The sequence below is a fragment of the Streptomyces sp. CB00316 genome, assembly GCF_001905595.1.
Lineage (GTDB): Bacteria > Actinomycetota > Actinomycetes > Streptomycetales > Streptomycetaceae > Streptomyces.
On sequence record NZ_LIXI01000012.1, the window covers coordinates 194,665 to 208,313 of the forward strand.

Consider the following 13,649-nt stretch of genomic DNA (forward strand, 5'->3'; position numbering starts at 1 on the left):
CGCTTCGCGTCACTCCACCAGCGCCGTCTGCACCAGCCGCGGTTTGCGGCGCTGGATGTGCAGGGCCCGGCCCGGCGGCAGGTTGAGAGGCTTCGCGTTGCCGAAGAGACGGCCCTCCGTGGGCGGGCAGGAGAGCAGGACCGCCGGGTTGTTGGCCTCGTCCAGGCGGCGGATCAGCCCGTCGCTCAGTCCGCGTCCCGCGCCCATGGCGCTGCGGGCGACGACCAGGTGAAGGCCCATCTCGAAGCCGAGGGTCAGGTTCTCGAAGACCGGCTCGAAGGGGCTCTGGAAGGAGTTCTGGGAGACCATGTCGTAGTCGTCGACCAGGATGAACAGGCGTGGGCCGGTCCACCAGTCGCAGGTGCGCATCCGGGCGGGCGAGATGTCGGCGCCGGGCACGCGGGTCTTCATCGCGCGGGCAGCCCCCTCGATGGTCTCGTTGAGGTTGTCCAGGGAGATGACGTGCCCGATGCGGTACTCCTCGGGGATGGCGTCGACCAGGGTGCGGCGGTAGTCCACCGCGATGATCTTCGCCTCCGCGGGGGCGTACCGGGCGGTGATGCCCTTCGTGATCAGGCGCAGCAGATTGGTCTTGCCGCTCTCGGTGTCGCCGACCGCGATCAGGTGCGGCGTGCGGCTGAAGTCGTGCCAGACCGGCTCCAGCGCGTCCTGGTCGAGACCGAGCGCGAGGCGCATGCCGCCGCCCTCGGTGGACTCGGGCGCCGGGAGTTCGGAGACCGGCAGCCGGTGCGGGAGCATCCGGACCTGCGGGGCGGACGGCCCGGACCAGTGCCGGGAGATCTCCGCTACCAGGTGGGCGACACCTTCGCCGAGGTCCTCCAGGGAGCCGCTGCCGTCCAGGCGGGGCAGGCCGGCGAGGAAGTGCATCTTGCTGTCGGCGGTGATGCCCCGGCCGCCGGTACGCGGCACGGTACGGGCCTTGCGGGTGTCGATCTCGGAGTCCATCGGGTCACCCATCCGCAGCTCCAGCCGGGTGGCGGCCTGGTCGCGGACCTGCGCGGACAGCTCCACCCAGCGGGTGGTGGTGATGATCAGGTGGATGCCGTAGTTGAGGCCACGCGCGGCCAGTTCGTTGAACTTCGGGATCAGGTCGTCGTAGTCCTGGCGGACCGTGGACCAGCCGTCCACCACCATGAACACATCGCCGAACGGCTCGTCCGGGAACTCCCCGGCGGCCCGGCGGCGGCGGTAGGACTGCATGGAGTCCAGCGTGTGGTCCACGAAGAACTGCTCACGGCGGGCGAGGAGCGCCATCACCTCGGCGACGGCCCGGTGCACCCGTTCCGGGTTGAGCCGCGCCGCGACGCCGCCGACATGCGGGAGCGCGGCGAGCTGGGAGAGGCCACCGCCACCGAAGTCCAGGCAGTAGAACTGGACTTCGGCCGGGGTGTGCGTCAGCGCCAGGGCGGCGATCAGCGTCCGGGCGAGCGTCGACTTGCCACTCTGCGAACCACCCGCGACGGCGACATGGCCGCCCGCGCCGGACAGGTCCACGATCAGCGGGTCGCGGCGCTGCTCGAACGGCTTGTCCACCAGCCCGACCGGGACCCGCAGTTTCCCGGTGCCCGGCCAGCGCGCGGCGATCAGGCCGCGCACCTTGTCCGGCGTGATCCCGGGCAGCAGCGCGTCCAGCGGCGACGGCTCGTCCAGCGGCGGCAGCCACACCTGGTGGGCGTCGGGACCGGAACCCCGCAGCCGCTCCAGCGCCACATCCAGCAGCGCCTCCTCGTCCTCGGCCTCCTCCGTCTCCGTCTCCGGCTCCGGCGGGGTCTCCAAGGTGCGCGGCACCACCCAGCCGCTGGTCCACGGCACCACCTGGCTCGCCACCCGGGCCTGCACCACGGCACCGGTCCGACGCCGGTACGTCCCCGAGGAGTACGCGGCACGGAACCGGGTCAGGGCCTCCACCCCGGACTTCAGGAATCCGCTGCCGGGCGCGGCGGGAAGCTCGTAGGCATCAGGCACGCCGAGCACGCCGCGGCTCTCCATCGCGGAGAAGGTGCGCAGCCCTATGCGGTACGAGAGGTGGCTCTCCAGCTGGTGCATGCGCCCCTCGTCCAGGCGCTGCGAGGCGAGCAGCAGGTGCACGCCCAGCGACCGGCCGAGGCGGCCGATCATCACGAACAGCTCCATGAACTCCCGGTGCGTGGAGAGCAGTTCGCTGAACTCGTCCACCACCACGAACAGGCTGGGCAGTGGCGCGAGGTCCACCCCCGAGGCGCGGGCCCGTTCGTACTCCAGGGCCGAGGTGTAGTTGCCCGCCGACCGGAGGAGCTCCTGACGGCGGATGAGTTCCCCGTGCAGGGCGTCCTGCATGCGTTCCACCAGGGCCACTTCGTCGGCCAGGTTGGTGATCACCGCGGACGTGTGGGGGAGTTCCTCCAGGCCGAGGAAGGTGGCGCCGCCCTTGAAGTCGACCAGGACGAAGTTGAGGGTCTCGGAGGAGTTGGTGAGGGCGAGGCCCAGGACGAGGGTGCGCAGGAGCTCGCTCTTGCCGGAGCCGGTGGCGCCGATGAGCATGCCGTGCGGGCCCATACCGCCCTGCGCGGACTCCTTGATGTCCAACTCCACCGGACGGCCGTCCACGCCGACCGCGATCGGCACCCGCAGCCGGCCGGAGCCGGAGTGCCGGTCGAAGAGGGTCTGCGGGTCGTGCCGGTGCAGATCGGGGATACCGAGCAGGGTGGTCAGCTCGACGTCGGTGTCCAGCGGCTGCGCGATGTCGGTGCCCAGGCTCATCCGGCGCGGGGTGAGCAGCCGGGCCAGCGACTCGGCGCCGAGCGGGCCGAGCCGGTCGGGGCGGCCGAGCGGCACCGAACGCTCCTTGCGGCTGCGGTCGGTGCGCACCAGGTTCACCTGGTCGGACCCCACGGTCAGCCGCAGCGTGTTGCGGCCGGGCCGCCAGCGCAGCGCCCCGGACACGTCCAGGATCAGGGCGTTGCGGTAGCCGTGGCCCTCCCAGCGGTGGCCCTCCGGGACGGCGACGCCGTCCAGCACGATGACCGTGTACGGCTCGTCACGGCCGGGACGGGCGTCCGGGTCGAAGCCCGGGCGCTCGGCGAACTCGGCGCCGAGCAGATCGTCCAGCTCGGTGAGGTCGGCGGTGATCCGGCGGGCCTGCCCCGCCCCGTCCTCCTCGTGCGGATCCAGCACGTGCGGCAGCCACTTGACCCACTCCCAGTCGGGGCGCCGCTCGTCGCTGACGCAGAGCGCGATCCACAGCTCCTCGGGCGCGTGGAACACCGCGAGCTGCCCGAGCACGGCCCGCACGAGGGCCCGTACGGCGTCGCTGTCGTCGCCCCCGCCCGGCTTCGCGGTGTCGCCTTCCGGCGCCTCCTCCGGGCGCAGCAGGATCCGGGCCGAGGAACGCAGGTAGAGGCCCAGCGGCTGCTCGGGGATGGTGGAGTAGGCGCGGATGAAGCGGCGCAGGGCGTGCGCGCAGAGGGGTTCGAGATCCTCGACCGGGCGGGTGGAGACCGGGTTCAGGGTGAGGGCGAGCTGCTGTTCCCCGACGGCGAGCCGGACCTCGCCGAAGTCCTCGTCGGCCGGGCGCCGTTCCCACAGCCGGGAGGTGCGGGCCAGCGAGCGGAGCGAGGCGGGCTCGGGGTGGCGCCATGCCAGCGCCCGCTGCTGCTCCGCGATGGTGGTCCGCACCCGCTTGCGGGTCTGCGCCAGGTAGCGCAGGTAGTCCCGCCGCTCGCCCTTCAGCCGCTGCTTGCGCTCGCTGGAGCGGCGCATCAGCTGTCCCAGCAGCATGGCACCGGCGGAGAGCGCCATCACACCCATCGCCAGATACATGAAGACGCCGTTCCCCCCGCCGGGGCGCAGGAACATCAGCATCATGGACACCGACATCAGGGCCATCGGCAGATAGGTCCACACCGCCGAGGTGTCGGGCACCGTCTCGGCGAGGACCGGCGGCTCCTGGAGGGTCAACTGCCCCTCGGGCATCTCCGGCCCGCGCCTGCGGGCCGGGCGGCGAAACAGCACGACACTCAAGGAAGAGAACCTCCGGTTCACTGACTTTCCGGCCCGCTCCGAATACCGGCCCATCCGGAAGGAGGAAAGACCGCACCCGCCGGATTCCTCGGGCGCGGGTGCCTCGATGAACGCCGGGTGAATGTTCCGAGCGGATAGCGGGAGCGGTCAACTTCCGTGATGGCCGCCCGTTTGCCGGATTGCTCACCCCGGCCCGCAGTACGGCCGGTGGCCGCAGGCAGTAGTCTGCATTCACGGAACGCGCCCTGTCCACGCGGGAGTGGCGGGCACCGGGTGCGCGGGCACAATTCCCCTGCCCGGCGACCCGGTTCACAGCCACGCGGACTTATCCGTACTGTTCGCACATTCCCTCTCCCGGGGAAGCTTCCTGTCAAAGCCTGCACGGAAGACGAGAGTTCTGCTGATGACCGACAGTGCGGTGGCCGAGTCGTGCCGCCTGACCGTACGTGCGCCGAGCGTCACCATCGATCTGGCCGTGCCCGCCGACGTGCCGGTCGCCGACCTGCTCCCCACCCTCCTGCGGTACGTCGGTGAGGAGGCGGAGGAGGCCGGGCTCGACCACGCCGGCTGGGTGCTCCAGCGGCTCGGCGACGCGCCGCTCGACGAGGAGACGACCCTGGCCCGGGCGGGTCTCCTCGACGGAGCCGTGCTCCATCTTCGCCCGCACACCGAGGCGCTGCCCGAAGCACGGCTGGACGACCTGGTCGACGGGATCGCCGAGACGGTGGGCCGTCGGCTGCACACCTGGCACGCCGGGGCCGCCCGGGGCCTGCTGGTGGGCACCGCCGTGGCGACCGTGATCGCCGCGCTGGTGCTGGTGTTCCGGCCCGGCGTGACCGACTCGACCGCCATTCGGGCGGCCTGCGCGGCCGTCGTCGGGGTGCTGCTCCTCGCGGGCGCGGGCACCGCGAGCCGAGCGGTCGGCGACCGCCTCTCCGCGACCGCGCTCGGCCTGCTGGTCGCCCCGTGCTTCGCCCTCGTCGGCTGGGTGCTGCCCGGCGGCGACCTCACCGGCCCCGACGCGGCCCGGGTCGTCGGTGCCCGGCTGCTCGCCGCCGGTGCTGCGGCTGCGGGCGGCGCGGTCCTCGCGCTCGCCGCGACCGCAGTCGGCGCCCCCGCCCTGCTGGCCACCGCCGTGGTCGCGGTCGCCACCGCTATCTCCGGGGCCCTGATGGGCTACACCGGCCTGGACGTGCCCGCCGCCGCGGCACTGGTGGCCACGGTGGTCGCGCTCGCCGCCGGTGCGGTCGCCCCCTTCGCCTTCAAACTGGCCGGGATGCGGATGCCCTCCCTGCCCTCCTCCGCCGGCCAGCTCCAGGAAGGCATCGACCCGTACGCGGGCGACGAGGTCGCCGAACGCACCGAACTCGCCGGACGCTGGGTCACCGCGCTCTTCGCCGCCACCGGAACCATCGCCGCCGCAGCCCTGGCCGTCCTCGCCCAGACCCCGGACCTGCCCGAGACGCTGACCGCGCTCGCCCTGTCCCTGCTGCTGCTTCTGCACTCCCGCGGCCTGGTCCACATCGGCCAGCGGCTCACTCTGGCGGTGCCCGGGGTCTGGGGGCTGCTGCTGCTCGCCCGCGCCTGGGCGATGGACAGCGACGCCGACGGCCGCGTGGTCGTCTTCGCGGTACTCCTCGCCGTCGCCGCCGCCCTGGTGACCGCGTCCTGGGTCGTGCCCGGCCGCCGGGTGCTGCCGTACTGGGGCCGGGCGGCGGAACTCGCCCACACCGGTCTCGCGGTCGCGCTGCTGCCGTTCACCCTGTGGGTGGCGGGCCTCTTCGGCTGGCTGCGCGGCCTGTTCGGCTGACTTCCCCCCCCCCCCCCCCCCCGTCCATCAGGCCTGAACACGCCGTACGCCGGTCCATCGAAGAAGAGTTGAGGAGAGGCTGTGCAGTCCAAGCGCGACCAGGTGCAGGCCCACGGTTTCATGATGGGCAGGCTCAGCTCGGGCCTGCTGACGGCCGACCCGGACGCCCCGGAGAGCCCGCTGGGCCGGACGACCCGGGGTGTGGTCTTCGGCCTGCTGGTGACCGTTCTGATCGGTGCGGGCGCCACCGTCTACGGGCTGCTGCGCCCCGGCGGGAACGAGACCTGGCGCAAGGGCGAGAACCTGGTGGTCAACCGCGAGACCGGTGCCCGCTATCTGTGGACCGGTACCGACGGCGTGCTCCACCCGGTGCGCAACTACGCCTCGGCCCGGCTGATCGGAGGCGCCCAGCTCAAGGCTGTGGACGTCTCCACCGCCTCGCTGCGGGACGTCCCCGTGGGCTCTCCGGCCGGTATCCCCGGCGCGCCCGACACCCTGCCCGGACCCGGCCAGCTCGACGCCGGGGCCTGGCACATGTGCGTCACCGGCCCGGACGGCGCGCTGCCCAGCACCACCGGCGCCGTCACGGGCACCGGGGTCGACCGGGCGGGGGCCACCACCCTGGTCGCCGGGGCTCCGCTGGAGACCCAGGACGTCGGCGCCGGCCGAGGGGTGCTGGTGATCGGCCCGGACCGCACCGAGTACCTGGTGTGGCGGGGCAGCCGACTGCCCCTGGACCGCCCGTCCGATGCCCGTAACGCCCTCGGTTACGGCTCCGAGCGGGCGATGCCGGTCTCGGCGGCCTTCCTCGACGCCCTGGCCCCGGGCCCCGCCCTGAAGCCGCCGGACGTCGCGGGGCGCGGGGAGAAGGGCCCGGTGCTGGGCGGCGAACCGAGCCGGATCGGCCAGCTCTTCGAGGTCAGCGTGCCCGGCGGCGGGTCCACGTACCACCTGCTGCGCAAGGACGGCCTGGTGCCGCTGTCCCGGCTGGAGGCCGCCCTGGTGCTCGGCGACCCGGCCACCCAGAAGGACGCCTACCAGGGCCGCTCGCCCGAGGCCCGCGCGGTCGGCGCCGACGCGCTCCGTACGCACCGGGCGAAGGAGACGGCCGCCGCCGGAGCCGCCGCCGAACTGCCCCGTACGCCGCCGGCCCCGCAGTCCGCACCCCGCGGCACCGCTCTCTGCGCCCAGGTGGACGGCGGAAACGGCGGCGCCCGGATCCGGTCGGTGCTGGTGCCGCTCACCGGGCTCGCCCCCGTGGCGGTGTCGCAGGGTGCCGCCCAGCCGGTGGCCGAGGCCTGCGCCCGGACGGACGCCACCGTCGTACGCCCCGGACGCGGGGCACTGGTCCGGGCCCTGCACGCCAGCGGTGCGGCGCACGCGGGGACGACCTACCTGGTGGCGGAGAACGGTGTGAAGTACCGCGTCCCGGCGAAGGACTCCCTGGGCGCGCTCGGGTACGGGGAGGGGGACATCGGCTCGGTGCCCGCACCGCTCCTCGCGGCGCTGCCGACCGGCGCGGACCTGGACCCGGCCGCCGCCTCGGGCGCCGCGGAGCCCAGGGTCACGGCCCCCAAGTGCGCCGGGGACACCGCCGGGGACGCCGCCCGAGCGGCCGACTCCCGGCCATGATCCAGGCAAAGGCCTCAAACGGTGCCTAAGAAAGGGAAAAGGGAGTGGAGGTAGAACTTCGCACATAACTCGGCGCCGATCGGGAGGGATTCGGTGTGGACCCGTGCGGGGGAAACCTCAGATTAAGCTCAGAAAATGGGCGGTACCGGTGACCGTTCGGATTCTCTGGCTGCCCGATTCCCGTCCGTATCGCCTCTCCTCGGCCGACGGGTGGCGGGGCACGTTCATTTAGTCGAAACCTTCGGACAACTCCGCTGGCATGTAAGGATTCTCGCGAACTGACCTATGCTCAAATCTTCCTGACATGCGTTGCGCCGGACGGTGAGTTCTCTTTAGCCTCAGCGGGCAACGGTGCGATGAGAGTCCTCAACGAAGGGAGCGCGACATGGCTGACAGTGGCCAGAGGCGGGCGGACTATGCCAAGGGCTTGGGAGGTGTCTCCTCTCTGGAGTCGGCCCGGGCCGCGGTCGAGAAGATCCAGAACAACGTCGCCGAGATCGCCGCTCGTTCGGGTGTCGGCGGTGACGAGGGCCAGGCCCTGCTGAAGCTGTTCCGCAGCTGGAACGGCGAGGCCCAGAAGGTCGTCGTCCAGATCAGCAAGATGGTCGACGCGCTCCAGGAGAACGTGACGTCGGCCGACCGGCTGGCGAAGGAGAACCAGGACCTGACCGAGGTGCTCAACAGCAAGACCAGCCAGGGCGTCTTCGAAGCGCTGCGCTGACCCCCCACCCGAGAGGAGATGTCATGGCCGACGGCATCATCGATGTGCAGTACTCCACGGTCCGCAACGCGATCGAGGAGCTGAAGCAGCAGACCCAGCAGATCATCACCACCCTCAACAACCTGGAGGACGAGCTGAAGCCGCTCATCACCTCCTGGGAGGGTGACGACCAGGCCATGTACCGCGGTGTCCAGGCCGAGTGGGACCAGGCGACCAAGAACATGGCCCTGCTCCTCGGCGACAGCGGTGAGCTGGTCCAGAGCATCCACGACAACCACTCCCGCGACGAGCGCAGGAGCGCCGACAACTGGGGTGGCGTGCGGGCCCGTTAGCCTTCCGGCCGGGGTCCGCCTCATGCCGTACTCGGTGGAGGCGGCCCCCGGCTTCGCGCAGCTCTTGTCCCAGTGACCCCGTCCGGGCCCGATCGCAGGAGGACGTCCCATGGCCGGTGAGCAGGCCGACGTCAAGCATTTCGACCTCAAGCAGATGGAGAACTTCCGCGACAACGAGGTTCACCCTGTCTACACCTCGGCCAAGAAGCGCAGAGAGGATGGCGAGGGTAAGGGCGAGAACCGCATCCGCCCCCTCAGCGAGCTGATCGGCGGCTACACCACGGCCGACAACCTCGACCAGGAATCGCAGCTCCTGCGCCTCGGACTGATCAACAGGGAGAAGCTGATCTCCGGTCCGACGCTGGTCGAGAGCGTGAAATCCGTCGCCACGTCCCTCGACAAGCTGCTCGGCGACCAGATGGAACTCTTCAAGGAGCTCAAGGAAGCCCTCACCGAAACCATCGAAGAGGCCAACAAGACCAAGAACAAGAACCTGGACGCGATCGACGCGCAGACGCTGCTCCAGACGTTCGAAGAGGTCGACACGCTCACCAGCGGATCCTCGGGCACGGAAGAGAAGTAGCCGCCCCCGCGCACCGGGGTGGACGGCGAGAGACGAGAGGGGCGCGCGGTGGCCGACCGGTACGACGAGTCATCCGAGGAAAACGTCAAGGAGTACGAGAACAGGGACGCGGCATCCGCCGACAACTGGGCCGACCTTGTCACGCACATCACCGGCTATCCCGTGCCCAAGCGCAGCGAGATCTTCGACACGCTCCGCTCCGACCACGGTGGCAAGCTCTTCCGGATGGACATCAAGGAGCGCAGCCTCGGCCTCCTCGTCAAGGACTCCGGCTTTCTGCAGAACAAGGGCCAGGACTACGACATCTGGTTCTTCGACGGCGGGAAGAAGCGCTCCATCATGCAGGCCCGCATCGTCTTCGAGGGCCGCGTGAAGTCCGGCGACGAGATCATCTTCGCCGGCACCGACTCCACCGACGTCAACAACGTGTCCGTCCGCGAGGGCAACGAGTTCACGGACTACAACAAGGACAAGTTCAGCACCATCCCGCTGGCCCGCTACATGAACGGGCCACGAGCAGCGCTCATGGCCCTGCTGAGGGGAAACAGCGGCGACGGCCGCTTCAGCGGCCTGGTCGCCAAGGAGTCCGACGTCGTCGACCTGGAATCCTTCACCAGGGCCGGCCACTCCTTCGACTACGCGGCCCAGTTCTTCAAGTACCACGCGCCGGTGCTGAAGGACTGGGAGGACCGCTTCGGCCGGGACGACGCGAGCTGGAAGGGCGAAGCCGCGGAGGTCTTCCGCAGCCTCATCAAGAAGATCCGCGAGAACTACGACAGTTACGTGGAGACCTTCAACGAGACGGCGGGCAGCGGCGACGCCACCGGCACCGGCAGCACCGTGTACTCCCGCGCGCTCTCCCTGGGCCGCTCCCACCTGGAGCAGGCTGCCCGGGACCTGCTGGGCCACTGGTTGACCTGGGCCCAGTCCGACTACTACGACCCGCACCGGGTGCTGCGCTACGTCCTGGACGACCTGGCCCAGTGGGTGGACAGGGAGAACGTCGCCAAGACCGACATCAAGTCGTACACCACCCGCTACTCCACGACCGTCAGCCACAGCCCGCGGGACGGCTTCTCACAGGTACACCCGGACTACGGAGATCTCACCGACATCGCCAACTGGGCGAAGGTCGGCGACAAGGCGGTGGAGATCTGGAGCCGGGCCGTGGACGACATGCTCGTGGAGCCCGCCCGCGAGGTGCAGTCGAGGCTCAACAACCAGTTCCTGAACCTCTCCAAGGACTTCTCCGACAACGTGCCCGAGCCCAAGTCGACCGGCACGGCCGGCGAGGAGTACGAGAAGAGGAAGCTGGAGGAGGAGAAGGAGAAGATCAACGAGGAGAACGAGGAGAACCGCCGCTACCAGGACGAGCTCCGTGAGGAGCAGCGCCTCCAGCGCGAGGAGGACAAGAAGCTCCAGGACGAGCTGCGCAAGGAGCAGGAGGAGCAGCGCGAGGAGGACAAGAAGCTCCAGGACGAGCTCCGCGAGGAGCAGCGCCTCCAACGCGAGGAGGACAAGAAACTCCAGGACGAGCTGCGCAAGGAGCAGAACGAGCAGCGCGAAGAGGACAAGAGGTACCAGGACGAGCTGCGCGAGGAGCAGCGGCGGGAGCAGGAGGAGGCCAAACGGGAGGCCGAGGAACAGGCCAGGCAGATGGAGGAGAGCCTCGGTGACATCAACGGGCCGGGCGGCGGGGGCGAGAACCTCGGCAACCTCGACGATCTGCTGAACCTCAAGCAGGACGTCCCGGTGACGGAGAGCCTGGGCGACCTCGGCGGCATCAACACGCCCGGCGGCCCCGGCGGCTCGAACACTCCCAGCCTCGACGACGTGAACAACGCGGTCTCCGAGAACCTCGGCAACCTCGGCGACGTCAACAACCCCGGCGGCGGCCCGCTCCCCGTGGGCCCGAACATCGGCAACCTCGGCGGGATCAACGGCGGCCCCGGCACCATACGGAACCCCAACGACGCCGCCGACCGGGCGATCACCGAGAACCTGGGCAGCCTCGGCGGCCTCAACAACGGCGCCGGCGGCTCCCTCGACACCCCGACCGGCGGCTCCATCCAGCTCGACGGCGACCAGCTCACCTCGGGCTTCCCGGATGGCAGCAGTACCTCGTTCGACCCGGACAGTGGTCTTCTCACCACCACCCACCCGGACGGTAGCGTCACCACGCAGGACCTGGGCGACGGCACCCGGGTGACCAATCCGGACGGTTCCGTCACTTCCCTCGGCGAGGACGGCAAGCTGACGACGACGTTCCCCGACGGTACGAAGCAGGAGATCGACCCCGCGACCGGCCAGGCCGTCTCCACCGCCCCGGACGGCACCGTCACCACGGAGAACCTCGGCAGTCTCGGAGGCCTGAACGGCCGGAACGACCTCGGGAACCTGGGCGGCCTCGGAGGCCTGGGCAACATCAACGCCGACCTGCCGACCGAATCCCCGGGCGCCATCGGCGATCCCGGCGACCGGGAGATCATCAACGACCTGGGCGACCTCGGGAACCTCAACACCGACGGCGTGGGTCTGAAGTCCTCGACCGGCAGCCTCACCGGCCTGGAGAACGGAGACTTCGCCACCACGTTCCCGGACGGCGGCAAGAGCGTCTTCGACCCGGACACGGGGCAGCTCACCAGCATCGCTCCGGACGGTTCCAAGGTCACCACCGACCTCACCCACGGGGCCGACGTGACCAACCCGGACGGCTCGGTCTCCTCGCTGGACAACGGCCGGTTCGTCAACTCCTTCCCGGACGGCTCCAGACACTCCATCGACCCCGACACGGGCATCACCACCGTCACCGACCCCCAGGGCCGGACCGAGACGGTCACCCTCGACGAGCTCGACCCGCGGGGGAGCAACAGCAGGCCGGACTTCCTCGACGACCTGCGGGACCTCGGCCAGAACCGCGACCTCGGCAACCTCGGTGACCTCAACGGGAACCGGGGCCCGGACGGCGTGAACGGGAACCGGGACCTCGATCTCGACGGGCTCAAGGACCTCGCCAACGGCAGCAGCGGCAGCAGCGGTGGTGGGGTGGGAGGCAGCGGAACCACCCGGGACGTCTCCCTCTCGGAACTGGGGCTGGGTGCCCAGGTCGGCGCGGGCGGTTCTGGCGGCGGCCTCCCCGGGGCGAACCTTCCGTCGTCCTCGGAGACTCTGGGCCAGGTCCCCCCGCTCTCCGACGGCTCCACGAACAACGCGACGGCCCCCGGCGCCGGCTCCGGCGGCGGCCCGGGAGCCCCCGGCGCCCCGGGCATGCCCGGCACCCCCGGCATGCCGATGGGCGGCGGCATGGGCGGGATGGGCGCGGGCGGCGAGAAGGGCAACGGCGAGCGCGTGCGCTCCGTCCTGGTCGACGCGGCGGAGGAGAGCGAGCGCCGCAACCGCCGTCGGCGCAGCCCGTGGAACCGCCAGGAGGACAGCGACACCTTCCTCACCCCGGCCTCCCGGGTGGCGACCACCGGCGGCGACCCGGCGGAGGAGGAGCAGGAGCAGGGGCGCAGGCCCATGACGTCCGCCGACTACCTGGAGGAGGACGCCGACGTCTGGGGCACCGAGGAGGGTGGTACCCCTGCCGTCATCGGCAGGTGATGCTCCGTCAGATCAGGACGGCGGGGCCGGTTGTCCAGGCCCGGAGCGGTGAACGTACGGTCGTGCGTACGGACGGCAAGATCAAGACAGCAGGAGGGGCGCGTGACGGAACCACTGGAGAAGCGCCTGGAGAAGGCCATGGCCGAACTCCAGGCCGCCCAGGAGGCGGTGGCGCGCACCGAGCGCGAGCTGCGGTCGGCATCGTTCGCCGTGCTCTCCTCCGACCGCGCGGTCCGCGCCACCGCGGGCCCGCAGGGCGAGCTGACCGGGATCGAGTTCCTGGAGAACAAGTACCGCGACATGTCCCCGCAGGAGCTGGCCGCCAGCGTGCTGGAGGCGGCGAGCGCGGCCCGGCTGAAGATGAACCGCCATGTGATGAAGGCGATGGCCCCCTTCGCCGAGCCCAGCAGCAACGTGCCCGAGCTGAAGGGCTTCGAGCTGGACTGGGAGCGCATCTTCGGCCCCGAGGTCCTGCGCGAGGACGACGACGACACCTCGCGCGGCCCGGCCACCCCCACCTGGCGGGACGCACTCGGCGACGAGGGAGAGGACTGACGATGGGACAGCGGTATTACGTAGACCCGGAGCGCATCGAGGCCCTGGCGCGGCAGTTGGAGGAGATCGGGACGCTCACCAGGTCGATGACCGAGGAGTTCCTGGACGAGCTGGCGCCCACGGTCAGCTGGCCCGGCACCAACAGCGAGTTCTCGGAGAAGGCCAAGCCGCAGGAGCAGAAGGAACGGCAGACCACCAAGGACACCATGCTCTCCATCCGGGACGCGCTGGTGGGCATCACCGACGCGACGATCGGCAACGTCCGGATGATGAAGGACACCCGCGACCGCAACATCGACGAGATCGAGCACGGAAACAGTCGCCTCGACGCCGATGGATTCGACGGCCCGGGCGGACATGGCCGGCGCTGACCACCGCACCGCAGGCCGCTCC

General features: G+C 70.8%; 9 protein-coding genes. 8 read left to right on the forward strand and 1 reads right to left on the reverse strand.

Annotation, left to right across the window (positions count from 1 at the left end; all coding sequences use genetic code 11):
* Positions 1-9 precede the first annotated feature (9 nt).
* A complete protein-coding gene (gene eccCa, locus AMK21_RS29625) occupies positions 10-4,020 on the reverse strand; it encodes a type VII secretion protein EccCa (protein ID WP_234422074.1) in 4,011 nt (1,336 codons plus the stop codon).
* A gap of 403 nt (positions 4,021-4,423) precedes the next feature.
* Here eccCa and eccD point away from each other — a divergent pair, with 403 nt between their 5' ends.
* The 8 genes from eccD to AMK21_RS29665 all read left to right on the forward strand — a co-directional run bounded on the left by eccD (position 4,424) and on the right by AMK21_RS29665 (position 13,627).
* Positions 4,424-5,830 (forward strand): type VII secretion integral membrane protein EccD, encoded by a 1,407-nt coding sequence (gene eccD / locus AMK21_RS29630; protein WP_073882252.1) that lies wholly within the window; start codon positions 4,424-4,426, stop codon positions 5,828-5,830.
* Between the two features lie 81 nt (positions 5,831-5,911).
* Entirely contained in the window at positions 5,912-7,462 is a 1,551-nt protein-coding gene (eccB, locus tag AMK21_RS29635; RefSeq protein WP_073882253.1) for a type VII secretion protein EccB, read from the forward strand.
* Positions 7,463-7,847: 385 nt separating this feature from the next.
* Positions 7,848-8,183, forward strand: a complete 336-nt coding sequence (locus AMK21_RS29640; RefSeq protein ID WP_003970669.1) for a hypothetical protein — start codon at positions 7,848-7,850, stop codon at positions 8,181-8,183.
* Positions 8,184-8,206: 23 nt separating this feature from the next.
* Entirely contained in the window at positions 8,207-8,515 is a 309-nt protein-coding gene (locus AMK21_RS29645) for a WXG100 family type VII secretion target (RefSeq protein ID WP_018516200.1), read from the forward strand.
* Positions 8,516-8,624: 109 nt separating this feature from the next.
* Positions 8,625-9,098, forward strand: a complete 474-nt coding sequence (locus AMK21_RS29650) for a type VII secretion system-associated protein (RefSeq protein ID WP_073882254.1) — start codon at positions 8,625-8,627, stop codon at positions 9,096-9,098.
* A 48-nt stretch (positions 9,099-9,146) separates the two neighbouring features.
* Positions 9,147-12,701, forward strand: a complete 3,555-nt coding sequence (locus tag AMK21_RS29655; RefSeq protein ID WP_073882255.1) for an AAWKG family protein — start codon at positions 9,147-9,149, stop codon at positions 12,699-12,701.
* Between the two features lie 102 nt (positions 12,702-12,803).
* The gene (locus AMK21_RS29660; RefSeq protein ID WP_073882256.1) at positions 12,804-13,256 is read left to right on the forward strand and encodes a YbaB/EbfC family nucleoid-associated protein; all 453 of its coding nucleotides are present in this window, start codon (positions 12,804-12,806) and stop codon (positions 13,254-13,256) included.
* A gap of 2 nt (positions 13,257-13,258) precedes the next feature.
* The gene (locus AMK21_RS29665) at positions 13,259-13,627 is read left to right on the forward strand and encodes a hypothetical protein (RefSeq protein WP_073882257.1); all 369 of its coding nucleotides are present in this window, start codon (positions 13,259-13,261) and stop codon (positions 13,625-13,627) included.
* The last annotated feature ends 22 nt before the right edge of the window (positions 13,628-13,649 follow it).